Below are 26250 nucleotides of genomic sequence, written 5' to 3' on the forward strand. Positions count from 1 at the left end.
TAGGCTCTGGATATGGGAGACCTGTTCGACGACTACTCACGGCGCGCGGCGCCGCCGAAGTACGAGCCGAAACGGCCCCCGTGGGATGAGATGTTCTCCACCGCGGGCGCTCAGGTCAGCACGAGCGACACCCGGGAGTCCTACCGCGAGATCTATTCGGCCCTGTCGAAGATGACCCAGGAGGAACTCCGCGGCCGCACCGACGCCCTCGCGTCGAGCTACCTCGCCCAGGGCGTCACCTTCGACTTCGCGGGCGAGGAGCGGCCCTTCCCGCTCGACGCCGTTCCGCGCGTCATCGATCAGGGGGAGTGGACCCGCGTCGAGGCGGGCATCAAGCAGCGGGTCCGCGCGCTCGAGGCGTTCCTCGCCGACGTCTACGGGCCGCAGCTCGCGGTCCTCGACGGAGTGATCCCCGCGTCGCTCATCAGCTCCTCCTCCAACTACCACCGCGAGGCGGCCGGGGTCGTTCCGCCCAACGGCGTCCGCATCCAGGTGTCGGGCATCGACCTGATCCGGGACGAGGCCGGCGAGTGGCGGGTCCTCGAGGACAACGTGCGCGTGCCGAGCGGTGTCAGCTACGTCATCTCGAACCGACGGGTTATGGCGCAGACCCTGCCCGAGCTCTTCGTATCGATGCGGGTCAGGCCCGTGGGCGACTACCCCAACAAGCTCCTCCAGGCGCTGCGGGCGAGCGCACCCGCGGGGGTCGACGACCCGACCGTCGTCGTCCTCACACCCGGTGTCTACAACTCTGCCTACTTCGAGCACACCCTGCTCGCGCGACTCATGGGCGTCGAGCTGGTCGAGGGCCGCGACCTCTACTGCTCCGGCGGTCGGGTCTGGATGCGCACGACTGCCGGCCCGACCCGAGTGGATGTCATCTACCGCCGCGTAGACGACGAGTTCCTCGACCCGCTGCAGTTCCGTGCCGACTCGATGCTCGGTTCACCCGGGCTGATGCTCGCCGCCCGCCTCGGTCACGTCACCATCGCCAACGCGGTGGGCAACGGGGTCGCCGACGACAAGCTCATCTACACCTACCTGCCCGACCTCATCGACTACTACCTGGGCGAGAAGGCGATCCTCCCCAATGTCGACACCTGGCGTCTCGAGGACCCGGGTGCACTGGAGGAGGTACTCGACCGGCTCGACGAGCTCGTGGTCAAGCCCGTCGACAGCTCCGGCGGCAAGGGACTCGTGGTGGGTCCTGCCGCTTCGAAGCTGGAGCTCGACGAGCTGAGGGTGCGCCTGCAGGCCGATCCGCGCGGCTGGATCGCCCAGCCCGTCGTGCAGCTGTCGACCATCCCGACACTCGTCGAGGACGGCATGCGTCCGCGTCACGCCGACCTGCGCCCGTTCGCCGTCAACGACGGTCGGGATGTCTGGGTGCTGCCCGGCGGTCTCACCCGGGTGGCGCTCCCCGAAGGCCAGCTGGTGGTCAACTCGAGTCAGGGCGGCGGCAGCAAGGACACCTGGGTGGTCGGCCACGAGCCGCTCTACGCCGGCGGTGCGCGCAGTGTGCAGAACCTGGTCGCGGGTCAGGCGACGGTGACGCAGTCGATCCCGATCATCCGCGAGCACGCCCCCGACCACAGCCCGCTCGACCGCCCGCGGGACCACGGCGAACAGCAGCAGCAACAACAGCAGTCCGCCAGATCCCACCCCACCCCGGGCGTTCCGGGCGAACGCGCACTGGGCCCAACCGCGCACGCTTGCGCGGGGGGAATCGGCCGGCCCCGCACGCCGGAACGGACTCGCGCAGCAGCCCCCGAGCCCACCATCGACGACGCGCAGGAGCCCGCATGCTGAGCCGCATCGCCGAGAGCCTCTTCTGGATCGGCCGTTACATCGAGCGCAGTGACGGCACCGCCCGAATCCTCGACGTGCACCTCCAGCTCCTGCTCGAGGACCCATGGATCGAGGAGGACCTCGCCTGCCGCTCGCTCCTGTCGGTGATGGGCAGTTCGGTTCCCGAGGACAAGACGCTGACCCGGCAGGACGTGCTCGCGATCCTCGCCGTCGACCGCACGCACCCCGCGTCGATCGCCTACTCGCTCGGTGCCGCTCGCGAGAACGCCCGCCGTGCCCGCGAGATCGTGTCCACCGAGCTCTGGGAGTGCCTCAACACGACCCGCGCCCGCATGCCGCGCCGGGTATCGAGCGAGAAGGTGCACGAGTTCTTCGGCTGGATCCGAGAACGCGCGGCGCTCGCCGTCGGCATCATCGAGTCGGCGACGAGCCGCGACGAGACGTGGCAGTTCTTCACCCTCGGCCGCAGCATCGAACGCGCCGACATGACGGCCCGGCTGCTCGCCACCCGGTCTTTGACCGAGGCGAGCGGTCCGAGCTGGACGACCATCCTCCGCTCCTGCGGCGCGTACGAGGCGTACCTGCGCACCTACCGCGGTGTCCCGTCGGCCCGCAACGCGGCGGAGTTCCTGCTGCTCGACCGTCTCTTCCCGCGATCCGTGATGTTCTCGGTGATGCGAGCTGAGGAGTGCCTCCGCGAGCTCGAACCCCGCAGCGAACGCGTCGGCGTCTCCGATCAGGCGCAGCGCCTGCTGGGGCGGATCCGCAGCCAGCTCGAGTACCGGCCGATCGCCGAGATCCTCGAGGACCTCCCCGGCCAGATGGACGCCGTGCAGACGAGCACCTCCTCGGCCTCCGAGGCGATCCGGCAGCGGTACTTCCCGACACAGGCGGATCCGATCTGGATGGGAGAGAGCCAGTGAAGCGGCTGCGCATCCGGCACAAGACCGGGTTCCGTTACGAGGGGGAGGTCACCGCCTCCTACAACGAGGCGCGCATGCTGCCGGCCAGCTCGGAGGGCCAGTTCGTCCTGCACTCGCACCTCGACATCAGCCCTCTGTCCTCTCAGCACGGGTACGTCGACTACTGGGGGACCCGGGTCTCCTCGTTCGAGATCCTCACGCCGCACCGCGAGCTCGCGCTCACCGCCACCAGCCTCGTCGAGGTGCGGGATCGCGAACATGCCGGAAGTGGAATCAGTTGGGACGACCTCCCCGCCTCCGCGGGCTCGCAGGTGCAGTACGTGGAGCAGATCCGCCAGACCCGACTGACCGAGACCGACGATGAGATCGCCGAACTCGCCCGTCGCATCGCGGCTGACGCGGCCGACCCGTGCAGCGCGGCCGAGGCCATCTGTCGTGCGGTCGGCGAGTCGATGGAGTACATGCAGGGCGTCACCGGAGTCCACTCGACGGCAAAGGATGCCTGGGCCGAGCGGAAGGGCGTCTGCCAGGACATCACCCATGTCGCGCTCGGCGCACTCCGGTCGATCGGGATCCCCGCGCGCTACGTGTCCGGATACCTGCACCCGAAGCCCGACGCGGCTGTCGGCGAGACGGTCGCGGGCGAGTCGCACGCGTGGGTCGAATGGTTCTGCGGTGAATGGCACGGTTGGGATCCGACCAACCTGATCCCGATCGGCGACCGCCATGTGCTCGTCGGCCGGGGTCGTGACTACAACGACGTCGCGCCCCTCCGCGGCGTCTACGCCGGGCCGTTCCGCTCCGAGCTGTTCGTGCGCGTCGAGATCACGCGCGAGGCCTGATCCGCGGCGGGCGCGCCCTGCCACTAGCCTGACGGCATGCCGGAGTACACGGACGCCTACGGCGTCGTCATCAGCTACGACGAATGGCTGGTCGATCGCCCCAAAGCGGTGGTCCAGATCGCCCACGGCGTCGGTGAGCACGCGGGCCGCTACCGTCACCTCGCCGAGTCACTCGTCGCCGCCGGCTACTCGGTGGTCGCCGACGACCACCGAGGGCACGGCCGCACCGGTATGCGGCAGCACGGCGGGGACAAGTCGAAACTGGGTCGCCTCGGGCCGGGCGGACTGCGGGCGACGATCGCCGCCGTCAAACAGCTGTCCGAGATCACCCGCGAGAAGAATCCAGGTGTCCCACTCGTCCTCATCGGCCACAGCTGGGGTTCGCTGATGGCCCAGATCCTCGTCAACCGCGAACCGGAACTCTACGACGCCGTCGTCCTGACCGGAACCGCCTACCGCTGGCCGGGCTCGATGAACGGAGGCGACCTCAACAAGCGTCACGCGCACCTCGGCACGACGGGCGCCGAGTGGCTGAGTCGGGACACCGCCATCTCGGAGGCGTTCTACACCGACCCCCTCAACTTCTCGGCCGACATCCTCCGCCTCTTCGGCCTCCCGGATGCGCTCCGCCTGTTCGGTCGCCCGGCCCGAGACCTGCCCCCCGACCTGCCGATCCTCATCCAGGTCGGCAGCGACGATCCGCTCGGCGGCGAGAAGAGCGCCGTCAAGCTCGCGCAGGCCTACATCGAGCGGGGAGGGCTGCGTGACGTCGAGGCGATCGTCTACCCCGAGGCGCGGCACGAGGTCTTCAACGAACTCAACAAGGACGACGTCATCGCCGATCTGATCCGCTGGATCGACGCGCGAGTCGAGACGGCTGCGCCACCGGCGTAGGTTTGAGGCGCCCGCGATCGCGCGGGTTTCCCGCGGCGAAAGGAACCCGATGCACGGCGAGTACAAGGTGCCCGGAGGCAAGCTCGTGGTCGTCGACCTCGATGTCGTCGAGGGTGTCATCACGAACTTCCGGCTGGCGGGAGACTTCTTCCTCGAACCCGACACCGCTCTCGCGGACATCGACGCGGCCGTCAACGGGCTCCCGGTCGATGCCGACGCGCAGCAGATCGCGGCGTCGATCCGGGCGGCCCTGCCGCTGGATGCCGTGCTGCTCGGCTTCTCGCCCGAGGCCGTCGCGACCGCGATCCGACGTTCGATCGGCAATGCCACGACGTGGCGCGACTACGACTGGAAGATCCTGCACCCCGGGCCGCTGAGCCCGCAGATGCATCTCGCCCTCGACCAGGTCCTGACCGAGGAGGTCGGTGCGGGGCGTCGGGGTCCGACGTTGCGCTTCTGGGAGTGGGAGCAGTCCGCGGTCGTGATCGGCAGCTTCCAGTCGCTGCGCAACGAGGTCGATCTCGAGGGCGCGGCGAAGTTCGGTGTCGACGTGGTCCGCCGGATCAGCGGCGGTGGCGCCATGTTCATGGAGGCCGGGTCGGTCGTCACCTATTCGCTCTACGCTCCCGGCGAGCTGGTGCGCGGCATGTCGTTCGCCGAGTCGTACGCCTACCTCGACGAATGGGCGATCGTCGCGCTGCGCTCGCTCGGCATCGACGCGTTCTACCAACCGCTGAACGACATCTCCTCCGCGAAGGGCAAGATCGGCGGGGCCGCCCAGAAGCGTCTCGGCGGGGGAGCCGTGCTCCATCACGTGACGATGAGCTACGACATGGACGGCGACAAGATGGTGCAGGTCCTCCGCATCGGTCGCGAGAAGCTGAGCGACAAGGGGACGACGAGCGCGGCGAAGCGCGTCGATCCGCTGCGCAGTCAGACCGGCCTGCCGCGTGCCGAGATCATCGAGCGGATGGAGGGCACGTTCACCTCCCTCTACGGCGCGACCTCGGGGGACATCACGCCCGCGGAGTTCGCCGCTGCGGAGCAGCTCGTGGCCGAGAAGTTCTCGACCGAGGAGTGGCTCACCCGCGTTCCGTAGCCGGAAGACGCCGAGAGGCCCGGTTCCGCGAGGGAACCGGGCCTCTGCTGTCGGGCCGTCAGGCCGGGCGATGCTCGATCAGACGAGGGCCACGTGCTCGTTGGGCACGCAGTGCGTCATGGTCAGACCGGAGACGTCGCGCGGGCCGTTGCTGCCGAGATTGGCCAGGCGAGCCAGCTCGCTCTCGTTCAGCGTCTGGGTGGCGAGCGGCGCGAGGTGCGCGACATCCGCGACGCCGATGCCCAGCCCTTCACCGACGCGGAGCCCGAGCTCGTCGTCGACCATCAGCAGGTGCCACACCATGCGCTCCTGCACCGCGCGCGCCGCCTGCCCGATCAGTGCGACGAAGTTGCCGACCAGGTCGTCCTTCTCCCACTGCTCCATCAGCTGGTAGCGCTGGCCGGCCTGGGTGTAGTCGTCCGTGCGGGGGAGACGGGCGCGGGTGAGGCGGCCCGTCAGTTCGGGCCCCTGCTCGCTGTGCGCGGGCTTGGCTGCCTCGGCCAGGGCTCCATCGGTGATCGACGGCTCGTAGTTGACGTGCGGGTTGGGTCCGCCGTCGACCGAGTAGGTCATCTGCCCGTCGCGCTGGTTGGTGGCGACCGGCCGCTTGGGCTGGTTCACCGGCACCTGCAGGTAGTTGGGTCCCACCCGGTAGCGCTGGGTGTCGCTGTAGGAGAAGGTGCGACCGACGAGCATCTTGTCGTCCGAGAAGTCGAGACCGTCGACCAGCACACCGGTGCCGAATGCGAGCTGCTCGTTCTCGGCGAAGTGGTTCTGCACGTTTCGGTTGAGCACCATCGTGCCGACCTTCTTCGGCACGAACTCGTTCTCGGGCCACACCTTGGTGTCGTCGAGCGGATCGAAATCGAGCTCGGGGTGGTCGTGATCGTCCATCATCTGCACGTACAGATCCCACTCGGGGTAGTCGCCGGCCTCGATGGAGTCGTGCAGGTCCTTCGATGCGTGTCCGAGGTCCGTGCCCTGGATGACTGCGGCGTCCGCATCGGTGAGACTCGCGACACCGGCCTTGGGGATCCAGTGGTACTTGACGAGCTTCGTCTCGCCCGCGGCATTCACCCACTTGTAGGTGTTGACGCCGAAGCCCTGCTGGCGGCGGTAGTCGGCGGGGATGCCGCGAGGACTGAAGAGGTTGACCAGCATGTGCATCGACTCGGGCGTCTGCGACATGAAGTCGAAGATGCGGGAGGCCTCCTGACGGAAGGTCACCGGGTCGGGTTTGAGCGAGTGGATGACGTCGGGGAACTTGATCGCGTCGCGGATGAAGAACACGGCGAGGTTGTTGCCCACGAGGTCCCAGTTGCCGTCCTCGGTATAGAACTTGACGGCGAAACCGCGGGGGTCGCGTGCGGCCTCGCTGGAGTCGCGGCCGCCGATGACGGTCGAGAAGCGGATCGCGATGTCGGTGCGCTTGCCGGCCTGCTGGAACAGCTTGGCGCGGGTGAACTGGGCGATGGGCTCGTCGCCCCAGGCTCCGGTCGCTTCGAAGTAGCCGAAGGCGACGGCACCGCGCGCGTGAACGACGCGTTCGGGAACGCGCTCGCGGTCGAAGTGCGAGATCTTCTCGAGGAAGTGGTAGTTCTCGAGCGTGGCGGGGCCTCGTGCGCCCACCGTCCTCTGGTTCTGGTTGTCGGAGACGGGATGACCCTGGCGCGTGGTGAGCGTGCTGGGGTCTTGGGCGTTCGTGGCGTCCGTCATGAAGTCGGATCGTCCTTTCCTCGGGAACCGTCGGCGGTTGCTCGACGGGGGTTCAGGGGGTGGCGGCAGCCGATGCCGCGCAGTCGGGGCAGAGGCCCCAGAAGGTGATCTCGGCCTGGTCGATGACGAATCCTCCGGCCGAGGACGGGTGGACGCAGGGGGCTTCGCCGACGACGCAGTCGATGTCCTCGGTGCGACCGCAGGAGCGGCAGACCACGTGATGGTGGTTGTCGCCGACCCGGGCCTCGAAGTGCGCGGGGTGTCCGGCGGGTTGGATGCGTCGGACGAGTTCGGCCTGTTCGAGCGCTGCGAGGCAGTCGTAGACCGCCTGCAGGGAGACGGCGCCGATGCGCGCTGCGACCCGATCCGCGATCTCGGTCGCGGTGAGGTGCTCGCTCGCGATCCGGGCGCTCTCGAGGGTGTCGAGCACTGCGACGCGCGGCGCGGTGGCGCGCAGGTCGGCCTCGCGCAGCCGCGTCGTCGAATCCGCCATCATGTCCTCTACCCAGTCTTGAATGATTCCAAACTAGCGCAGACTCCGGAGGTTCGTTCTCAGGGTCGCCGGTCGCGAGGAGGAATGCGGAAGGGCCCGGCTCCTTGCGGAGGCCGGGCCCTTCGGTGGTGCGGGACGATCTAGACGCTCTGCTTCTCGTTCTCGTCGACGGTCCGGATCGAGCCGGTGCGCTCTGAGAGGACCGGCTCGACGGTCGGGTTGGCGCCGGCGGCGAGCGACTCGTCGAGCACTTCGGCTTCGAACGAGATCTCGCCTTCCGTCTTCTCGATGCGGGTGGCGAGAGGCTTCTCGACCACGAACATCAGCAGCACGGCGGCGACGAGGACGAGCGGCACCATGTAGAGGAAGATCGGGGTCAGCGCGTCGTTGTAGGCGTCGACGACGATCGTCCGGACCGCGTCGGGCAGGGCCGACACGATCGCCGGGGTGAGCGAGTTGTTGCCCGTGCCACCCGTTCCGCCCGCGGGCAGGTTGGAGGCGAGGAGGTCGGTGAGGCGCCCGACGAACAGGCTTCCGACGATTGCGGCCCCGAGCGAGGAGCCGATCTGGCGGAAGAAGTTGTTCGAGCTCGTGGCCGTTCCGACGATCGCGCGAGGGAACGAGTTCTGCACCACGAGGGTGAGGATCTGCATCGACATGCCGAGGCCGAAGCCCATGACGGCGAGGAAGGCGCACATGATCCAGATCGCCGTCTCGGCGGTCAGGGTCGAGAGCAGGAACAGGCCCAGCGCGGTGACGAACATTCCGACGATCGGGATCAGCTTGTAGCGGCCCGTCTTCGAGACGATCTGACCCGAGCCGATCGAGGAGATGAGGAGTGCGCCCATCATCGGGATCATCAGGAGGCCCGCGGAGGTCGCGCCGACTCCGGTGACCATCTGCAGGTAGGTCGGCATGTAGGCGAGGGCGCCGAACATGGCGACACCGGTGATGAGACCGGCGCTGGTGGTCAGGTTGAAGTTGCGGTTCTTGAACAGCTTCAACGGGATGACCGGCTCGACCGCGCGGCTCTCGATGAAGACGAACAGGCCCGCGAACACGACCGTGGCGATGATGAGGCCGATGATGACCGGCGAGTTCCAGTCGTAGGTGTTGCCACCCCAGGTCGTGAAAAGCACGAGGCTGGTTGCAGCCGCGGCGAGGACGATCATTCCCGGGTAGTCGATGCGCGGCTTGGAGTAGGCGCGCTTGGGCAGCTTCAGGAAGAAGAGGGCCGACACGATCGCGAGGATGCCGAGTGGGATGTTCATCCAGAACGCCCAGCGCCATCCGGGGCCGTCGGTGAAAAATCCCCCGAGGAGGGGGCCGGCGACGCTGGAGACGGCGAAGACCGCACCCATGATGCCGGAGTACTTGCCGCGCTGGCGGGCGGGGACGACGTCGGCGATGATCGCGAGGGCGAGGATCATGAGACCCCCGCCGCCGAGGCCCTGTACGGCGCGACCGGCGATGAGGGTCGTCATCGAGTCGGCGAGACCGCCCATGACGCTTCCGACGAGGAAGATCGAGATCGCGATGATGAACAGCCATTTGCGGCCGATCAAGTCTCCGAGCTTGCCGTAGACGGGCATGACGATGGTCGAGGCGAGGATGTAGGCGGTGGTGACCCAGAGCATGTGCTCGACACCGTTGAGCTGGCCGACGATCGTCGGCAGCGCGGTGCTGAAGATGGTCTGGTCGAGGGATGCGAGCAGCATCGCGACCATGAGGCCGGCGAAGACGAGCAGTACGCTGCGGGTCGAGGGGAGGCCCTCGTCCTGCTGCGGCTTCGCTACTGAGGTGGTCAACTGAGTTTCTCCATTACCGTTCGGAGCGTCGCGATCGCGCGCTCGTAGATCTTCCGGGGGTCGGGGGTGTCGGATGATCCGGCCCCCGATCCTGAATGGTCGTGGCCCGCCCATCTGCGCATGCTGATGCGCACGGTGGAGAGGCAGATGCCGAGGATGAGTCGCGCCTGTTCGAGACGCTCGGCGTCGGTGTCGTCGGCGAATCGCTCGTCGTCTCGCAGCCAGCCGGCGATGATCTCGCTGAGGCGGTCTTCGAGGTCGGCGACGCGGGCCATCTGCCGCGTCATCAGCTGCGGGTGCTTGCGGATGACGGCTCGCGACAGCTCTTTGCGCTGCTTGCCGCCGCTCGCTTCGAAGATCGCGTAGATCAGGTCGAAGACAGCGGCGAGCGGGTCCTCCTGGGTGTCGTGCACCTTGTCGAGTTCGGCGGCGACTGCGCCTTCGTCGATGCCGAGCACGGCGTCTTCCTTGGAGGGGAAGTAGTTGAAGAACGTGCGGTTGGACACGTCGGCTCGAGCGCTGATGGCGTCGATGGTCGTCTCGTCGAGGCCGTTCTCGAGCACGAGCTCGGCGGCCGCGATATGGATGGCCTCAGCGGTTTGAGCGCGCTTGCGCTCGCGCAGACCGAGGCCGCTTGAATCATTCACATCACGCATTCTTGCACTCTCTGCAAAGTTGCGCAAGCGCAGACATGCAGTCGTGCAAGGAGAAACGAGAACGACCCCGCCTCAGTGAGACGGGGTCGTTCGGGAGCTGCGGGGTCAGTTCTTGAAGTCGTCCTTCACGTCTTCGACCGTGCCGCGGGCCTTGCCCTTGACCTGGTCGGCTTTGCCCTCGGCGACCAGCTTGTCGTTGTCGGTCACGTTGCCGACCGCTTCCTTCGCCTTGCCGGCGAGTTCCTCAGCGGCGGCCTTGATCTTGTCGGATGCACTCATCGATCTCTCCTCATGGACGGGGTGGCGGTCGGCCACCGGACGGTCGGGCGGCCTCGGTTCGGTCGCGTACACGAGTAAGACGTGCGCCCGCCGCCGATCGTCACGCCCGTCCAGCCAACACACAGGGACCGGACCGGAACACGGGGCGACCTGGTGTCTCGAAACCGTTCCCGCGCCTCCGTTCCGAACATAGGGTTCCGACACGTGGTTTCGAGAATCACGAACTGCGACGATCCGGTGCGCGGCTATCGACCATTCAGGCAGTGACGAGACGTCTCGTATCACAAGGGTTACGAAACGCTTCGCGCAACGCGAGCGTTTCGTCATGACTTCGAGTCATCTGCCACTCTGCCCTTGCGAGTGGTCACGTGTCACGGCAATGCCTTACAGATCCATCCTCGGAGCGGGGTCATTGCCTGGCTTGAAGATCTCGCTTCGAATTGCACGGGAAGCTGCTGATTGATCAATAGTTTCCGGAACTAGCTTCCGAAAGACCTGCACCTGAGAGGTGTTCGCGTGGAAGGACGATCTCTGGGTCAGTCCCTCAATCACATCGGTAAGAATTTGGATAGCCAGGTTGCCGACGCTGTTCGTGACGCTTACCTCGTCGGGTGCGTCAAACTGCCAATCGGGCATCACGTCAGCGAGTGGATGATCGGTTTCAGCGCCCCGCGGGATAGGGTTCTTTCCCCTCCCTTTCGGCCCAAACAGTACGACGTGTACATGCTCGTTCCCGGGGAAGCAAGCCGTGTTCCAGTTATGCACGGGGAACTGTTGAGGGTGGTTCAGGAGTGCCCGAAACAAGCGGGCGCGCTCGAGGTCCTGGATGGCGCCGTGAGAAAAACTCGGCCATCGCTTGGGAATCCACTTGATTAGCGACGCATTGTCGGAAAAGTTGCGCTGGAAGATCGAACTAAACCGAGCTACAACAGAAGAGAGGTGCGAAAGCGAACTATAGAACGTATCGAAATAGCTCTTAGTTGAGTCGTACAGGTCGTGTTGTTGACCTGTGGTGGGGATCTGCCAACCAAATGACGTCCCAACTGATCGGGTCATCGGGTCCCGCAGTGCATCGAGCTCGTCCCGCCTTCGAAGAAGGCGACGGTATTCCTCGATACCGGCAGTAACAGCCAAACGCTCGAATGCGTTGAGGGTCAGCCCGCTGAAGGCCTCGTCCCAAGCGTCCACCAGCCGTGCATTGGCGTACCTAGTTATAAGAGGTCGCATCTCATGCGTCAATCACCTCACCTCCCGTGATGCTAGAACGTGGCTGCCGGGGTCTCTTAGTCATCGCTGCTACAGATATCTACCGCTAGGCGCGCGCCGGAGACAACATAAGTTCCTTCAGCGCTACTTTGAGACCAGGGAAGTCTTCGACGTTCTCCAGTGGATCAACGGCCAGGTTGAAGTCATCGCGGATCTTGCGCGCGGCCGCCCGCACGCTTTCTTCCTCCAGCGAGGCCGAGGTCAGATGGCGCTCGATCTCGCGCAAGAAGCGTTCGACGACGGCCTTCGAGGCCCGGGTGCGGTGGTCGCGCCGGAACCGTTCTACTAGGCGACGCGTGAGTTGGCGCAGACGCTCCTCGTTTTGATCGCGTAGCGCAAGTGCCTGTCTGTCGGTGATGAGAGCGAACAATGCGGAAAAGTTCGTAAACATCGTAGGCAGGTCTGGTGCTTTACCCTCCGCGGCGATCGCTCCCACAGCCTTCGCGAACTCGATCTTTCCGAAGCTCAGAGGGCGGGTAAGTCCCTCGCTGGCAGTGACCGCCGCTTGTTGAATCTGATCGAACACCCGAGAGCTCTTCTTCGCCACCGGTGACTTCGGTAGGGCCTTGATGAAAGCCTCTGCTTCGTCATCCTTGAGCACCTCGCCCGCGAACCAGGCTAGGGCGTCACGAGCTATGGCCGGTGGGACCAGGTCCTCCGGTTCCTCGACTGCCGAGACTCCCACGTTCACTGCCTCGGGAGCGAGCGACCCGATTTCAATGATGAGCTGAGAGTCGATGATCGGCTTGTCGGAGTACCCCTTCTCCAGACCGTCCCGGGCTCGTACGCCTTCGCCATCGGAATCCAGCAGGACGACTACCGCTGGTCGATCGATGTCGCGCCCCAGCGTGAGGTGGAGCATGTAGCGGTACTGGGTGCCGCCATGGACGGGAACCATCGTGAGGGTATTGAGGTCAATGTTTGCCCCCTTATGGCCGTGCCGTCTCATGGCTGCGCTAACTCCAGAGAACAACACAAGATCGGCGGGCCCCTCAACGAGGAGATTGCATGATCCAATGAACGCCGTGTCGGCGTGGAAGGAGCCGAAAGCTGAGCGGAGAGGTTCGTACTTGTCCACGGCGACTTTCGCAACGACCCGCGTCCCCTCCTCTCCGTAGCCCTTCTCGAGCACCCGAATGCGCTCGGGATGGTTGCGATCGATGAGGAAGGGGCTGTGAGTTACGTAGAGCACCTGCGCCGCTTGAGTGCCGTCTTCGGGAACCGCATAGGCCTTCAGTACGCGTAGTAGGTCTTGCTGCCCTTCCGTGGACAGAAAGGCGTCGGGCTCATCCATCAGCACGATCTCGTCCTGCCCGAGGACAAGGGGCCCGTAGGAGCGATGTTGCACGAAGTAGCTCAGGAAGTATTTCATTCCCCCGCTGCGCTCGTTGAAGGTGTAGCGCTGACCCGTGCGATCTCTCATAGTGAGGACGAGGAAGAAGCCGTCTTTGTGGACTTCGAGGGCGAAGTCACGGTCCTGGGACCACCACTGAGGGAAGTTCAAGGAGTCAGCTATTGCTTGGCTCATGCTTTCTGTGATGGCGGCGCTGTAACCGTCATCGGAGTCGCTAGCGTCAAGCAGTTGCTGGAATGCCTCTGGGTCGACGTCTGCCACGTCTATGAGCAGGTCTCGCATTAGTTTGAGGGAGGCCGCTGCCGCGTCTTCGTCTCTTGGGTCGCGCATCGGTTGCGGCATGAAGTAAGAGGTGACTGGGACCGCGCCTGCCTCGAGCTGCGCTTCATCCCGCTTGAGTGAAGTGTGGATGCCTGACCAGGCTCCTCGGTCCCGCGGGTGAGGAACGGAGAGGTTTTGGACGAGGTCGAAGAGGCTGACGCTCGCCGGCAGTGCCACCTGGGATCGGATGAGTCGCGATTTGGGTAGGCCTAGCTGTCGGATGGTGTCCTCGGAGACATTTTGAGAGACGTAGCCGGCTTCACCCTTGGTCCAAATGGTGTTGATGTTCCCGAGCCGGAACAGCCAGAACGTTGTTACGTTATCTACCCCGAGCAAGGACGCAAACGTGGCTGATTCGTTGCTCCGCAACTCCGAGAACTGGCCGCCGAATTGCGGTAAGGGCATGACTCCCCGCACGCCGAAAAAGGTCGAGTATCGACAGAAATCTTTTGGAGAGATGGGTGCGTCTCCAAGCAGACAACGAATGGCGGTGATGAGCTGACTCTTACCGGACTCGTTGGCGCCCACGATGGTGGTGACCTCGCGTTCGATGTCTACCTCGACGAACGGGTAGTAGGAGTCGGGATCACCGGCGGAGTCCCAGGGACGCGGTTCCGTCTGCTCTTTTTCTAAGCGGAGGTAATCGAAGTTGAACGAGCGAAAGTGCCGGACATAGATCTTCCTTAGCTTCACTGCTTCTCCCTCTGGTTGCCCAGAACCTAGCCGATACATGCGACATACGCGCGGGCTGAGAGCCCTAAGGAGGGGGATAGCGTCGTCGCGCAGGTCTACGGACAGCTCTGTCAGCGGTTCACCCAAGCCGCCGATAGCGACGAGACCTCGCCGAACCGCTCAACGCGGCCGCCCTCCAGCAGGCATCCATGAATTGCTGCCTGAGCGCCGGAGTGTTCAGACGGCTCGTGGCCCCACCAGTGGCCTGCTGTTCCGCAGACCCGCCCACAACCGGCCCAACGACCTGGTTGCCTACACGTGCCGCGGAAGACATCCTCCGCTGGCACCGGTTCCCGCAGCAATCAGTGGCACAGCTGAGAGTAGTCGGAGACTCAGCCGTTGAGGTGAACTGACATAATCCGTGTTATGGGGCGGATCGGTTGGCATTGCCGGCAGGCCAGGTTCGGAATCTGACCCTGCACCGAGATCGCCGCCCGCCTCTCATCCTCATCGGTATGCCCCACGGCGGTGCTCTTGTCTCGCTCCCTACGGAACGGGCTAATAGGCCCTCAGGCGACGGTGGAGCCGCGGACGATCAGCGCTGTCGGCATGATCGTGACCCGCTCGACGGGCTCGCCCGCGAGGAGGCGGACCAGCACCTCGGCCATCTTCTCACCGAGCCCGGTCGAGGGCTGGACGACGGTGGTCAGGGGCGGCTCGCTCGTCTCGCCGAAGTAGTCGCCGTCGAATCCGGCCACCGCGATGGTGCCGGGAACACTGACACCCCGCTCGCGCAGCGCCGAAAGCGCCCCCGCGGCCATCTGATCGTTCGAGGCGAAGACCGCGTCGATCGGTCGCCCCGAATCGAGCAGGCGGCGCATGGCCTCCGCCCCCTGGCGCGGCGAGAAGTCGCCCTGCTCGACGAGGCTCGAATCGAGCCCGGCGTCGGACATCGCCCCGCGCCAACCCGCCAGGCGATCCGCGCCGGCCGGCATGTCCTGGCGACCGGCGATCATCGCGATGTTCTTGCGGCCCAGGTCGATGAGGTGCTGGGTGACCGTGCGCGCCGAGCCGATGTTGTCGACGTCGACGAAGTAGCTGTCGCTCTCGCTCGCGCTCAGCGGTCGCCCGCCGAACACCACGGGCAGGGTGAGACCGAGATGCGCATACGAGTGGTCGCCGGAGTGGTGGGAGACGACGAGTGCGCCGTCGACATTGCCGCCCAGCAGGTACCGCCGCGTCTTCTCGGGGGCCGCCTCCGATGCGATGACCATGTTGAGCGTGTACTCGGTCTCGGCGAGACGCAGCGCGACACCCTGGACGACCGAGGCGAAGAACGGGTCGGCGAAGACCTTCGCCGTCGACTCGGGAACGACGAGCGCGATGACCTGGGTCTTGCGGCTCGCGAGCGATCGAGCAGCACGGTTGGGCACGTATCCGAGCTTGTCGATCGCGACTTGAACCGCAGCGACGGCGTCGGCCTTCACATGCGGCGAGTTGTTCACCACGCGGCTGACCGTCGAACGAGAAACCCCCGCCAGTGCGGCGACTTCCTCGAGCGTCGGTGCACCCTGCATTGGGTCGCTGATCATCGGATCTCCTGTGCTGTCGCTCCGAGATTAGCGGAGCGCAGCAGATGAGCCGATCATCTGCGCATATGCCAACCCACTGTCCTTGACCGTTCGCTCGAGGGTGTCGTAGTCGACGCGCACGATTCCGAACCGCTTGTCGTACCCCCACGCCCACTCGAAGTTGTCGAGGAGAGACCACACGAAGTAGCCGCGCACATCGGCGCCGGCGTCGATGGCGTCTCCAACGGCGGCGATGTGGTCGCGCAGATACGCGATCCGCTCGACGTCGTGAACACCGCCGTCCGGGTCAAGGACATCCTCGTACGCGGCACCGTTCTCGGTGACGTAGAGAGGCGGAAGAGAGGGATACTCGGCCCCCAACCGCACGAGCAATTCGCGAAGGCCGGCCGGGTTCACGTCCCAGCCCATGGCCGTGCGCGGCAGACCCCGCGACGGGAAGCTCAGGTGCTCGCTGCCCACGAACGGCGACGCGTTCGTCTTCTCCGTCGGCGTCAGCCCGGAAGCCGAACCGGCGGGCAGCGGATGTCCGCTGACGAAGTCGTCGTGATAGTGGTTCACACCGAGGAAATCGATCGGCTGGGCGATCGTCTCGAGATCCCCGGGGCGGATGAGCGCCTCGAAGTCGTGACCCCGCACGTCCTCGAGGAAGTCGGCGGGATACCGGCCGAGCAGGAGCGGCTCGAGGAACGCACGGTTCCAGATCGCGTCCAACCGGCGCGCGGCATCGAGGTCGACCGGATCGCTCGGGTCGGCCGGGATCGCGTTGGTGAGGTTCAGCGTGATCCCCAGCTGCTCCGCACCGCGCCCGCGGAGCAGCGCGACCACCTCCCCGTGCGCGAGATGCTGATGATGCAGCGCCGCGAGGGCCGCCCGCGGTTCCCGCCTGCCGGGCGCGTGCTCGCCCGCTGCGTATCCGATGAGGGAGGAGCAGAGCGGCTCGTTGAACGTCGTCCAGTGGGTGACCCGGTCACCGAGCGCCGAGTAGACGGCGTCGGCGTAATCACGGAAGCGGTACGCGGTGTCGCGGTTCGCCCAGCCGCCGGTCTCCTCCACAGCCTGAGGAAGGTCCCAGTGGTAGAGCGTCAGCCACGGGAGGATGCCGGCCTCGAGCAGCTCGTCCACCAGCCGCGAGTAGAAGTCGACCCCCGCCGGGTTCACCGAGCGGTCGCCCGGCTTGACTCGAGCCCAGCTCACGGAGAACCGGTAGGAGGCGAGGCCGAGTCGCTTCATCAGCGCCACGTCCTCGGGCATGCGGTGGTAGTGATCGACCGCGACCTCGGGGGTGTCGCCGTGCGCGGTCGCGCCGGGCTGACGCGCGAAGTGGTCCCAGATGGAATCCTCCTTGCCGTCCTCGTGGGCGGCGCCTTCGATCTGCGCGGCGGCCGTCGCGCTTCCCCAGAGGAAGCCGTCGGGCCACTCGCGCTCCGTGAGCGGCGTCATCCCTTGACCGCCCCGCTCATGATTCCGGCGATGAGCTGGCGCCCCGCGAGGATGAAGAGGATGAGCAGGGGGATGACCGACAGCACGGCACCGGTCAGCACGATCGAGTAGTCGACGTAGTACCCCGACTGCAGCTGGGAGAGAGCGGTCTGCAGCGTGGGATTCGTCGGACTGAGCACGATGACGGGCCACAGGTAGTCGGTCCACGCCATCATGAAGGTGAAGAGTCCGAGGATCGCCATCGCGGGTCGTGCCGCCGGAACGGCGACGGTCAGGAACGTGCGGAACTGGTTGGCGCCGTCGACGCGGGCGGCCTCGATCAGCTCGTCGGGGATGACGTCGACGAGGTACTGGCGCATGAAGAAGACACCGAACGCGGTCACGAGGGTCGGCACGATGACCGCCCCGAGCGTGCCCGTCCAGCCCAGCTGCCGCATGACGATGAAGAGCGGGATTATGCCCAGCTGGGTCGGGATCGCCATGGTCGCGACGACAGCGATCATGAGACCGTCGCGGCCGCGGAAGCGCAGCTTGGCGAATGCGTACCCCGCGAGCGTCGAGAACGTGACGACCGAGACCGTGATGACGCTCGACACGATGACACTGTTGAGGAGCGCCGTCCAGAACGGGATCGCATCGAACACCTTGGCCGCGTTGGCGAGGAAGTTGCCGCCCGGAACGAGCGGCAGCGTCTCGCCGCGGGTCGCGTTGGTCCCGCTGCCGACGACGAACGACCACCACAGCGGGTAGGTCGAGCCGATCAGGAATGCCGAGAGCAACCCGTAGGTGAGGAAGCCGGGACGGTCGAGGCGGCCCGCGCGACGCTTGCGGCGCACGGCGCCCTCCGCGGCGGGGCGGCGCACCGGGAACGCGGCGGTGGGAGCGGGGGCGGTCACTTGTCGCCGCCTTTGTGGCCGAGGCCCGTCGAGTTGAGCAGCAGATCGTCCTTCGCGATCGCGTCAGCACTGCGGTGCCCGCGCCGCCGAGCCCGCCGGTTCGCGACCCGCCCCTCGACGGAGGCGATGCGCCGGGAGATGGCGAAGTTGAGCAGACCGACGATCACGATGAGGAGGAACAGCAGCCAGGCGACCGCGGCGGCCTCGCCGAAGTCCTGGCGGAAGAATGCCATCTCCCAGAGATAGAGGACGGTGGTCTGGAACTGGCGGTCGGAACCGCCGATGCCGCCCGCGTTGGAGACGTCGAAGAGCCGCGGCTCCGCGAAGATCTGCAGACCGCCGATCGTGGCGGTGATGACCACGAAGATGAGGGTCGGGCGGATGCCCGGGATGGTGATCGAGGTGAATCGGCGGAACTTGCCGGCACCGTCGAGGGCGGCGGACTCGTGCAGCTCCCGCGGCACCGCCTGCATGGCGGCGAGGAGGATGAGCGCGTTGTATCCGGTCCAGCGCCAGTTGACCATTGTCGCGATCGCGACGTGGCTGGCGAGCACGTCGTGCTTCCACTCGATCGGGTCGATCCCGACGAGGCCGAGCAGGTTGTTGGCGAGGCCGGCCTGCTCGTTGAAGATGCTCGAGAAGATGAGGGCGACCGCGACGGGGGCGACGACGTAGGGGAGCAGGATGCTCATCCGCCAGAACGTCTTGGCGCGCAGCGCCTGGTCGAGCACACCGGCGAGCAGCAGCGCCACGAGGATCTGCGGGATCGCGGAGAGCAGGAAGATGCTCGCGGTGTTGAAGATCGAGTTCCAGAAGAAGCGGTCCTGGAGGACGGCGGCGAAGTTGCCGAAGCCGACGAAGTCGCCCTGGCCCTGGAGCAGCTGCCAGTCGTACAGCGACACGACGAGCGTGTAGACGAGCGGGAAGGCGCCGATCACCGCGAAGAGGAGGAAGAACGGCGAGATGTAGAAGTACGGCGACGCCTTGAGGTCGAACCTGCTCAGCCGCTGAGCGAAGGTCAGCGGGGGAGCGGCGACCCGACGTGGAGGCCGGGGTGCCGGCGTCTCGGTCGACGGACTGAGGGTGCTCGTCATGATGGAGTCTGCTTTCGAAGGGATCGAGCGGGAGGTCGCCGTGCGCCCGGCCTGGGGGGAGGCCGGGCGCACAGCTCAGGAGAACTGGCCCTCTGGGGTGTTAGTTCTTGACCAGTTCGCCGAGCAGCGAGAGGGCCTCCGCCCACCCGGCGTCGGCGTCGACCTCACCGCGGTCGACCTTCTGCAGCACGGGACCGAACACGTTCTCCTGGATCAGCGAGTCGTCGGGGCCCTTGTACTGAGCGACGACGCCCTCAGCGCGCTTTGCGAGGATCGCACCGACGGGGGCGTCGTTGAAGAAGGCGTTGGGCTCGCCGCTCGAGGCGAGTTCCTCCTCCGCCTTGACCGTGCTCGGGAAAGTGCCCGCTGCCTCGAACTGCTTGACCTGCTGCTCGGGCTCGGTCAGCCACGACGCGAGCGCTGCGGCCTCCTTCGGGTGCTTCGACTGCGTCGGCACGGAGAGGAAGGCGCCACCCCAGTTGGCTGCGCCACCGGGGAAGACATCGGCGAAGTCCCAGCCGCTGTTCGCGACGTCACCGCCACCGGCCTCGACCTGACCCTGGACGACACCGAGCATCCAGCCCGGGCAGACGAAGGTCGCGAAGGTCCCGTCGACGAACGACTTGCCGCCGTTCCAGTCCCACGCGGTCTGGGCTGCGGAGAGGCCCTCGGCTGCGGCGTCGTTGATCCAGCCCCAGCGCTCCTCGAGGTCGGCGTTGCCGTCGACGTTCAGTTCGCCGTCGCTCGTGTAGTAGCCCTCGGGCAGCTGGTTGACCATGGCGTTCCAGACGAATCCGGAGTGGTCGTACCAGGCCTTGCCGGTCGCATCCTTGTACTGCTTGCCGACGGTGAAAAAGTCCTCCCACGTCGAGTCGGCGCCACCGAGGAGCTCGGCGACGGCCTCACGGTCTGCGGGAAGGCCGGCCGCTTCGAAAGCGGTGCGGTTGTAGCAGAGGCCCTCAGGCCCGATGTCGGTGCCGTAGCCGATCACGCGGCCGTCGGGGTCGGTGGCCTGCGCGTACTTCCAGTCGACCCAGTCGCTCTTGCGGTCCTCGATGCCGTACTCGGTGAGGTCGGTGAACTGGTCCGAGACCTCCATGATCGAACCGAGCCAGCCCTCCTCGATGGCGACCACGTCGGACAGACCCGAGCCGGCTGCGAGCTTCGTGAACGCATCGGTACGCGCGTTGCCGCCGGTGTCGATGTTGTTGGCGGTGATCTTGATACCGGGGTTGGCCGCCTCGTACTCCTTGTAGAGGTCGTCGTACCCGAATGTGCCGAACGTGGTGACGGTCAGCTCGATCTGGTCGCCGTCACCGCCTCCGCTGTCGGATGCGCCGGCGCAGCCGGTGGCGATCAGTGCGATCGAGGCGGCTGCGGCAACTGCCGCACCCGTTTTCGTGCGTCGTGAGAACATCACGGTCACTCCTTTGTGTGCGTGGGTGAGGGCACGCCGCGGGACGCTCTCCGGAGGACTCCTCCGCCTGTGAGAGCGCTCTCACGGTGCGATTGCCCGACTATAGGAATGGCATCCTCGCCATGTCAAGACATTTTTGGGAGCGCTCCCACGTTTTCGAAATGCCGCACTGAAGGCTCGCGTTCGGCGAGTGTATCCCCGGGCCTCTCTCACACGAGACCGCGGTAATTACGCAAGAGCTCGGGTGTGGGGGGCCAGGTAGCCGCACATTCCGAGAACGGAATATCCCCCGCGTCACGCCACCTGAGGCGTGCAGCGCGAGCCGACGGGCTGATCGCACCGGAGGCGTCCTAGGCTCGGAGGGTGCGCGCGTTCCGTTCCTCTCGCCGGCGAGCGACGGTGATCGGCCTGGTCGCCCTGTCGTTGACGCTGACATCGTGCGCCATCCCTCGACCCGCGCTGACGACTCCTGCCGCCGAGGTGCCCACCGAGATCCCTGTTCCCGTGCAGACCACGACAGAGCCCCCGCCCCCGCCCGCCTTCGACAAGGCGGCGCGCTCGATCGACGATCCGAACAGCATCTGGGTCGTCGTCGACCGGCTTCGTCCGCTGAACCCGCAGGACTACGTTCCGCCCGATCTCGTCGACGTCCCCGTAGCCCACACGTGGGATCCGATCCTCCGACAGGAGGCGTCCGACGCCATCGTCGCGATGTTCACTGCGGCGCAGACGGAGGCCGGGCTGTACCTCGCATCGAACAGCGCCTACCGCTCCTATTCGACGCAGGTCGACCTGTACTCGCCCGGAGATCCGACGACCGCCCCTCCCGGTACGAGCGAACATCAGACCGGCCTCGCGATGGATATCGGGGCCGAGTCGGGCGCCTGCTCCCTCAACGAATGCTTCGCCGACACGCCCGAAGGCCAGTGGCTGGCGGCCAACGCCTACCGCTTCGGGTTCCTCCTCCGCTTCCCGGCCGATAAGGCGGACGTAACGGGGTATCCGTTCGAGCCGTGGCACTACCGCTACATCGGCGTCGATCTCGCCACCGAGATGCACAACACAGGATCGACGACCCTCGAGGAGTTCTTCGGGCTGCCGCCCGCCCCTGCACCCTGAGCGTCACCGCCCGCACTGGCTGGGGATGCAGTCCGAATCCATAGGCTTGACAGGGGGATGGCAAGGAACGCCGCCTACCGTGGCTGCAGATGTCTTCCTCTCGCTTGTTCCGCCGCTCCGCCCTCCTCTTCGCGCCCGTACTGGTCGCGACACTCGCGCTCACGGCGTGCTCGCCGGAATCCCTGGTCGGTGACGCCTCGAGCACATCACGGGAATCGAAGGCCGACGCGTCGACCGCGGATGCGGAGCTGAGCGACTCCGTCCAGGCGCAGGTCGACTACGTCCTCAGCTACTGGTCCGACTACAACCCCGAGTACGGCACTCTCGGCGACGACGACTGCGTGAACTTCACCAGCCAGAGCCTTCTCGAGCGCGGCTGGGTGCAGGATGACGAATGGTTCTACGGGGGTGAGTCGGTCTGGGACAGTTCGCCGGCTTGGATCAGCTCGACCGCGTTCAACGACTACCTGGCGAGCCGGACCGATCTGGTGACCGCGCTCGACGACAGTCAGCGCGAGCAGGTCGTCGTGGGCGACATCGTCCAGTTCGACTGGGACAACAGCGGCGACCGCGACCACACCGGCGTCGTGACGCGCGTCGAGACCACCGATGAGGGCATAGTCGTCTCCTTCGCCGGTCACACCGAGGACTCCGACTACCGCAGCGTCGACACCGCCATCACGGTCAATCACCCGGGTGCGAGCGTCTACTACTGGCACATCCTCGACGACTGATCTCTAGGAGATCGAGTAGGCATCACTCAGCGGGAGATGCAAGAGTAAGCACGGCGTTATCTCGATGATCTAACTAAATCGTCGAGAGTCGTCGACTTCGACTCCCATCCCTCTGTCCCGAAGGACCCCGCTTGGCAGAGCACTCCGCCGCCATCAACGATGACGTGCCGGCCCCTCAGAGCGGTTCCGTCGACGGGCGATATCTCGTTGGACCGGTCATCGGTCACGGCGGGCTTGCGACCGTCTACCGGGCGCGCGACACACTGCTCAACCGAGACGTCGCGATCAAGATCTTCCGCGCACGCGCCGACAACCGCGACAAGCTGCGGCTTCAGGAGGCCGAGGCGCGACTCGTCGCAAGCCTCAACCACTACGCGCTCACCACGCTCTTCGACGCCGGGGTGGACATGTCCGACCCGCAGGCGCCGCAGATCTACCTGATCATGGAGAACATCCCCGGCGCCGACCTGCAGCGGTGGCTGGAGGACGGCCCCCTGAGCCCGCTACAGGTCGGCTATCTCGGTCTCGACCTCAGCGAGGGGCTCCAATACGTGCATGAGCACGGCTTCCTCCACCGCGACCTCAAGCCGGCGAACATCCTGCTCGCCAAGCGGGGTGCCGAGACGCGCATCCGCGGCAAGCTCACCGACTTCGGCATCGCGAGCGCCATCGGCACGGGTGACCGTGGCGAGGTGACCATCGGGACGGCGGCCTATCTCGCACCCGAGCAGGTGCTCGGCGAGGTCCCCACGCCCGAGACGGACATCTATTCGCTCGGCCTCGTGCTGATGGAAGCCGTGACCGCCCGACTTGAGTACCCGGGATCGGTGAGCGAGTCGGCGATCGCCCGCCTCGACCGCGATCCCACCGTCCCCGACACGGTCCCCGCTGCCCTCGCGGCGATCCTCACGGGGATGACACGGCGCGAGCCGACCGACCGGATCAGCCTCGCCGAGGCCACCGCCGCCTTCCAGGAGTTCTGCCTCGCCCAGGTCGCGCAGCACCGCAACCAGAGCGTCGCGTTCGCGTCGGGCGATGTCGCGGAGCGCGACGCGGCCGTGCGGCGATACAACGTGCTGGACACCCCTCCCGACGAAGCGTTCGACCGCCTCGCCCACCTCGCGACGCGTCTCGTCGGGGCACCGATCGCGTTCGTCTCGGTGATCGACTCCGAGCGGGTGTTCGTGAAGGCCGGTGCCGGCCTCGACCTGCGCGGCAACGTGCCGCTCGACCAGTCGCTGTGCACGCTCACGGTCCGGGGCGGGGAGCCCTGGTATGTGTCCGACATCGCCACCGATTGGCGCACACGAGACCTCGACCTGCCGCTCGACGCGAGCGTGGCCCGTTCCTACGCGGCGGCTCCGCTGGTCACCATCGACGGCTACAGCATCGGTTCGCTCTGCGTCTACGACACCGAACCCCGCGACTACACCCCCGACGAGCTCGCAGACCTGGCCGAGCTCGCCGCGATAGCAGTGCGCGAACTCGAGCTGCGGCTTGCGACCCGACGGGCCCTGCTCGGCCTCGGCTGAGTCTGGGCCCCCGGAATGCGGGGCTCTATTCGGGCGTCTCGGGCGTCTCGGCGAACTCGGTGCTCCCGAGCGGGCGGAACACCGTGATCGGCATGTTGTCCGGCGCGATCAGTCGCACGCTCAGGGTGTCGGACGTGGTCAGCCTCGGCCCTTCCACCCGGCTCGCGCCCTGACCCTCGAGTCGCTTCACGACGGACTGGGCCCGTGACGTGCGGAAGGCGAGGCGTGTCTTGGGCACCGGCGGCGCGGTGAGATCGGTGGGGGAGGACGTGCTCGGCAGCTCGGGGTGGACGAGCTCGATGGTCGCCCGTCCGACGTCGAGGATCATCTGCGCATCGGTGTCGCCCTGGTACCCCTGGATCTGACGCAGCCCGAGCGCGTCGCGGTAGAAGGCGAGCGCCGAGTCCCAGTCCTCGCACTCGATGACGAGGCGCAGCTCGGAGATGAGCGTCTGCTCCTCCTCCAGCGACTCGGTGTTCACGGACTCGCTTCGGGCGAGGTCGGTCTCCGTAGCGTCGGAATCGGAAGGGGGCTGAGTGTCGGTCATATGGAACGGTATCCAGGATCCGGGCACGGATAACGCCCGATCAGCCCATAGCGCCTGGGACGTTACCGGGTATCCGCTGGGTGCCCGTGGGGCGATCGCCGGAGGACCGCCGACACGGAATCAGCCGAGAGCGGCGTCGACGATCTTCTTCGCCTCGCGCTGGACCTCGCGGAGGTGCTCCTCGCCCTTGAACGATTCGGCGTAGATCTTGTACACGTCTTCCGTCCCGCTCGGGCGAGCGGCGAACCAGGCGTCCTCGGTCACGACCTTCACTCCGCCGATAGCCGCGCCATTGCCGGGAGCGTGGCTCAGCTTGGCGGTGATCGGCTCGCCGGCCAGTTCGTCCGCGGCGATAGCGTCGCCGTCGAGCTTGCCCAGTGCCGCCTTCTGCGCCTTGGTCGCACCGGCGTCGACGCGCTCGTAGGCGGGAGCGCCGAAGCGCTCGGTGAGCTCCACGTAGAGCTGGCTGGGGGTCTTGCCCGTCTTGGCGAGGATCTCGCTCGCGAGCAGCGCGAGGATGATGCCGTCCTTGTCCGTCGTCCAGACGGTGCCGTCGAATCGGAGGAAGCTTGCGCCGGCGGACTCCTCGCCGCCGAATGCGACGGACCCGTCGACCAGTCCGGGGACGAACCACTTGAACCCGACGGGAACCTCGAGGAGCTCCCGCCCGAGGGACTCGGCGACCCGGTCGATCATGCTCGACGAGACGAGCGTCTTGCCGATGGCGGCGTCGTCGCGCCATCCCGGACGGTTGGCGTACAGGTACTGGATCGCGACCGCGAGGTAGTGGTTCGGGTTCATCAGGCCGCCATCGGGGGTGACGATCCCGTGACGGTCGGCGTCGGCGTCGTTGCCGGTGAGGATGTCGAAGTCATGGCGGCGGGCGACGACCGAGGCCATCGCGGACGGGGAGGACGGGTCCATCCGGATCTTGCCGTCCCAGTCCAGCGTCATGAAGCGCCAGGTGGGGTCGATGACCGGGTTCACGATCTCGAGGTTCAGCCCGTACCGGTCGCGGATCGCCTCCCAGTAGCTGAGGCTCGCGCCGCCGAGCGGGTCGGCGCCGATGTGCAGCCCCGACTTCTTGATCGCCTCGAGGTCGATGATGTTCTTGAGGTCGTCGACGTAGTTGCCGAGGAAGTCGTAGGTCTCGACGGCGGTCGGCTCGGCCCGCTTCACGTCGCGCAGGCCGCCCTCGATGATCTCGTTGGCGCGCTTCGCGATCCACGAGGTCGCATCGGTGTCGGCCGGTCCGCCGTGGGGCGGGTTGTACTTGAAGCCGCCATCGCGGGGCGGGTTGTGACTGGGGGTCACGACGATGCCGTCGGCCTGATCGTCGTGGCCCGCGCGGTTGTAGGTGATGATCGCGTGCGACACCGCCGGAGTCGGCGTGTAGCCGTCGAACTCGTCGGACAGGGCGCGGACGCCGTTGGCGACGAGCACTTCGAGTGCGGTCGTCTCGGCCGGGCGGCTCAGCGCGTGCGTGTCACGGCCGATGAAGAGGGGGCCGGTGATGCCCTCTTTGGTCCGGTATTCGACGATCGCCTGCGTGGTCGCGGCGATGTGGTCCTCGTTGAACGCGGTGTCGAAAGCGCTTCCGCGGTGGCCGGATGTGCCGAAGACGACCTTCTGCTCGGGGATGGAAACGTCGGGGTGCAGCGTGAAGTAGGCGTGCACCAGGGCCTTGACGTCGATGAGGTCGGACTCCTGGGCAACAGTCCCTGCGCGATCGGTCATGCCCCCATCC

At 66.5% G+C, this 26250-nt stretch carries 22 protein-coding genes; 8 read left to right on the forward strand and 14 right to left on the reverse strand.

Translation table 11 applies throughout. The features are described from left to right. The first annotated feature begins 12 nt into the window (after positions 1-12). From DDQ50_RS03265 to DDQ50_RS03285, 5 genes are read left to right on the forward strand one after another with little or no spacing between them, the layout of a single operon-like run. Entirely contained in the window at positions 13-1809 is a 1797-nt protein-coding gene (locus tag DDQ50_RS03265; RefSeq protein ID WP_116755270.1) for a circularly permuted type 2 ATP-grasp protein, read from the forward strand. After that, entirely contained in the window at positions 1803-2732 is a 930-nt protein-coding gene (locus tag DDQ50_RS03270; RefSeq protein ID WP_116755271.1) for an alpha-E domain-containing protein, read from the forward strand. The genes DDQ50_RS03265 and DDQ50_RS03270 overlap by 7 nt, the downstream gene beginning before the upstream one ends. Further along, entirely contained in the window at positions 2729-3574 is an 846-nt protein-coding gene (locus DDQ50_RS03275) for a transglutaminase family protein (protein ID WP_116755272.1), read from the forward strand. Before DDQ50_RS03270 ends, DDQ50_RS03275 begins: the two co-directional genes overlap by 4 nt. 36 nt (positions 3575-3610) lie before the next feature. Next, the gene (locus tag DDQ50_RS03280; protein WP_116755273.1) at positions 3611-4468 is read left to right on the forward strand and encodes an alpha/beta hydrolase; all 858 of its coding nucleotides are present in this window, start codon (positions 3611-3613) and stop codon (positions 4466-4468) included. Positions 4469-4517: 49 nt separating this feature from the next. Next, entirely contained in the window at positions 4518-5567 is a 1050-nt protein-coding gene (locus DDQ50_RS03285; protein WP_116755274.1) for a lipoate-protein ligase LplAB, read from the forward strand. A gap of 78 nt (positions 5568-5645) precedes the next feature. On the opposite strand, the gene DDQ50_RS03290 is transcribed toward DDQ50_RS03285, so the two are convergent. From DDQ50_RS03290 to DDQ50_RS03340, 12 genes are all read right to left on the reverse strand, one after another. Further along, positions 5646-7283, reverse strand: coding sequence for a catalase (locus tag DDQ50_RS03290; protein ID WP_116755275.1), 1638 nt, complete (start codon positions 7281-7283; stop codon positions 5646-5648). Between the two features lie 52 nt (positions 7284-7335). Further along, positions 7336-7779: a Fur family transcriptional regulator gene (locus DDQ50_RS03295; RefSeq protein ID WP_465252662.1), complete on the reverse strand. Its 444-nt coding sequence runs from the start codon at positions 7777-7779 to the stop codon at positions 7336-7338. A 137-nt stretch (positions 7780-7916) separates the two neighbouring features. Next, complete coding sequence (locus DDQ50_RS03300; RefSeq protein WP_240614217.1) at positions 7917-9584, reverse strand: MDR family MFS transporter; 1668 nt, start codon at positions 9582-9584, stop codon at positions 7917-7919. Next, positions 9581-10231 (reverse strand): TetR/AcrR family transcriptional regulator, encoded by a 651-nt coding sequence (locus DDQ50_RS03305; RefSeq protein WP_165829672.1) that lies wholly within the window; start codon positions 10229-10231, stop codon positions 9581-9583. The genes DDQ50_RS03300 and DDQ50_RS03305 overlap by 4 nt, the downstream gene beginning before the upstream one ends. 114 nt (positions 10232-10345) lie before the next feature. Next, on the reverse strand, positions 10346-10519 hold the full coding sequence (locus DDQ50_RS03310) for a CsbD family protein (RefSeq protein WP_116756065.1): 174 nt from the start codon (positions 10517-10519) through the stop codon (positions 10346-10348). Positions 10520-10903: 384 nt separating this feature from the next. Continuing rightward, positions 10904-11707, reverse strand: a complete 804-nt coding sequence (locus DDQ50_RS16990) for a hypothetical protein (RefSeq protein WP_133245893.1) — start codon at positions 11705-11707, stop codon at positions 10904-10906. A 124-nt stretch (positions 11708-11831) separates the two neighbouring features. Next, positions 11832-14153: an ATP-dependent nuclease gene (locus DDQ50_RS03315; RefSeq protein WP_116755279.1), complete on the reverse strand. Its 2322-nt coding sequence runs from the start codon at positions 14151-14153 to the stop codon at positions 11832-11834. A gap of 548 nt (positions 14154-14701) precedes the next feature. After that, entirely contained in the window at positions 14702-15724 is a 1023-nt protein-coding gene (locus tag DDQ50_RS03320) for a LacI family DNA-binding transcriptional regulator (RefSeq protein ID WP_116755280.1), read from the reverse strand. Between the two features lie 27 nt (positions 15725-15751). Further along, positions 15752-17164, reverse strand: coding sequence for a GH1 family beta-glucosidase (locus DDQ50_RS03325; RefSeq protein WP_116755281.1), 1413 nt, complete (start codon positions 17162-17164; stop codon positions 15752-15754). Further along, positions 17161-18027, reverse strand: a complete 867-nt coding sequence (locus DDQ50_RS03330; protein WP_116756066.1) for a carbohydrate ABC transporter permease — start codon at positions 18025-18027, stop codon at positions 17161-17163. Before DDQ50_RS03330 ends, DDQ50_RS03325 begins: the two co-directional genes overlap by 4 nt. A gap of 29 nt (positions 18028-18056) precedes the next feature. Then, on the reverse strand, positions 18057-19154 hold the full coding sequence (locus tag DDQ50_RS03335) for a carbohydrate ABC transporter permease (protein ID WP_116755282.1): 1098 nt from the start codon (positions 19152-19154) through the stop codon (positions 18057-18059). Positions 19155-19254: 100 nt separating this feature from the next. Continuing rightward, positions 19255-20571 (reverse strand): ABC transporter substrate-binding protein, encoded by a 1317-nt coding sequence (locus DDQ50_RS03340; protein WP_116755283.1) that lies wholly within the window; start codon positions 20569-20571, stop codon positions 19255-19257. Positions 20572-20934: 363 nt separating this feature from the next. Between DDQ50_RS03340 and DDQ50_RS03345 the strand changes: the two genes are divergently transcribed. The 3 genes from DDQ50_RS03345 (at position 20935) to DDQ50_RS03355 (ending at position 23956) form a co-directional block, all read left to right on the forward strand. Continuing rightward, positions 20935-21690 carry a M15 family metallopeptidase gene (locus DDQ50_RS03345; RefSeq protein ID WP_116755284.1) on the forward strand — a complete coding sequence of 252 codons (756 nt, stop codon included), beginning with the start codon at positions 20935-20937 and terminating at the stop codon, positions 21688-21690. Between the two features lie 89 nt (positions 21691-21779). Continuing rightward, positions 21780-22424: an amidase domain-containing protein gene (locus tag DDQ50_RS03350; RefSeq protein WP_116755285.1), complete on the forward strand. Its 645-nt coding sequence runs from the start codon at positions 21780-21782 to the stop codon at positions 22422-22424. A 131-nt stretch (positions 22425-22555) separates the two neighbouring features. Next, positions 22556-23956: a GAF domain-containing serine/threonine-protein kinase gene (locus DDQ50_RS03355; protein WP_116755286.1), complete on the forward strand. Its 1401-nt coding sequence runs from the start codon at positions 22556-22558 to the stop codon at positions 23954-23956. Positions 23957-23981: 25 nt separating this feature from the next. Here DDQ50_RS03355 and DDQ50_RS03360 read toward each other — a convergent pair whose 3' ends face one another. After that, positions 23982-24503, reverse strand: coding sequence for a VOC family protein (locus tag DDQ50_RS03360; RefSeq protein WP_116755287.1), 522 nt, complete (start codon positions 24501-24503; stop codon positions 23982-23984). Between the two features lie 120 nt (positions 24504-24623). Then, on the reverse strand, positions 24624-26240 hold the full coding sequence (pgm, locus tag DDQ50_RS03365) for a phosphoglucomutase (alpha-D-glucose-1,6-bisphosphate-dependent) (protein WP_116755288.1): 1617 nt from the start codon (positions 26238-26240) through the stop codon (positions 24624-24626). Between the last annotated feature and the right edge of the window lie 10 nt (positions 26241-26250).

The organism is Amnibacterium flavum, from assembly GCF_003097495.1.
GTDB classification, from domain to species: domain Bacteria; phylum Actinomycetota; class Actinomycetes; order Actinomycetales; family Microbacteriaceae; genus Naasia; species Naasia flava.

Excerpts from the sequence above, each read along its gene's own strand:
- DDQ50_RS03270 (WP_116755271.1), top strand. The coding sequence starts at position 1,803 with ATGCTGAGCCGCATCGCCGAGAGCCTCTTCTGGATCGGCCGTTACATC.
- DDQ50_RS03295 (WP_465252662.1), bottom strand. The coding sequence starts at position 7,779 with ATGATGGCGGATTCGACGACGCGGCTGCGCGAGGCCGACCTGCGCGCC.
- DDQ50_RS03340 (WP_116755283.1), bottom strand. The coding sequence starts at position 20,571 with ATGTTCTCACGACGCACGAAAACGGGTGCGGCAGTTGCCGCAGCCGCC.
- DDQ50_RS03335 (WP_116755282.1), bottom strand. The coding sequence starts at position 19,154 with ATGACGAGCACCCTCAGTCCGTCGACCGAGACGCCGGCACCCCGGCCT.
- DDQ50_RS03285 (WP_116755274.1), top strand. The coding sequence starts at position 4,518 with ATGCACGGCGAGTACAAGGTGCCCGGAGGCAAGCTCGTGGTCGTCGAC.
- DDQ50_RS03310 (WP_116756065.1), bottom strand. The coding sequence starts at position 10,519 with ATGAGTGCATCCGACAAGATCAAGGCCGCCGCTGAGGAACTCGCCGGC.
- DDQ50_RS03360 (WP_116755287.1), bottom strand. The coding sequence starts at position 24,503 with ATGACCGACACTCAGCCCCCTTCCGATTCCGACGCTACGGAGACCGAC.
- DDQ50_RS03265 (WP_116755270.1), top strand. The coding sequence starts at position 13 with ATGGGAGACCTGTTCGACGACTACTCACGGCGCGCGGCGCCGCCGAAG.
- DDQ50_RS03280 (WP_116755273.1), top strand. The coding sequence starts at position 3,611 with ATGCCGGAGTACACGGACGCCTACGGCGTCGTCATCAGCTACGACGAA.
- DDQ50_RS03325 (WP_116755281.1), bottom strand. The coding sequence starts at position 17,164 with ATGACGCCGCTCACGGAGCGCGAGTGGCCCGACGGCTTCCTCTGGGGA.
- DDQ50_RS03350 (WP_116755285.1), top strand. The coding sequence starts at position 21,780 with ATGTCTTCCTCTCGCTTGTTCCGCCGCTCCGCCCTCCTCTTCGCGCCC.
- DDQ50_RS03290 (WP_116755275.1), bottom strand. The coding sequence starts at position 7,283 with ATGACGGACGCCACGAACGCCCAAGACCCCAGCACGCTCACCACGCGC.
- DDQ50_RS03320 (WP_116755280.1), bottom strand. The coding sequence starts at position 15,724 with ATGATCAGCGACCCAATGCAGGGTGCACCGACGCTCGAGGAAGTCGCC.
- pgm (WP_116755288.1), bottom strand. The coding sequence starts at position 26,240 with ATGACCGATCGCGCAGGGACTGTTGCCCAGGAGTCCGACCTCATCGAC.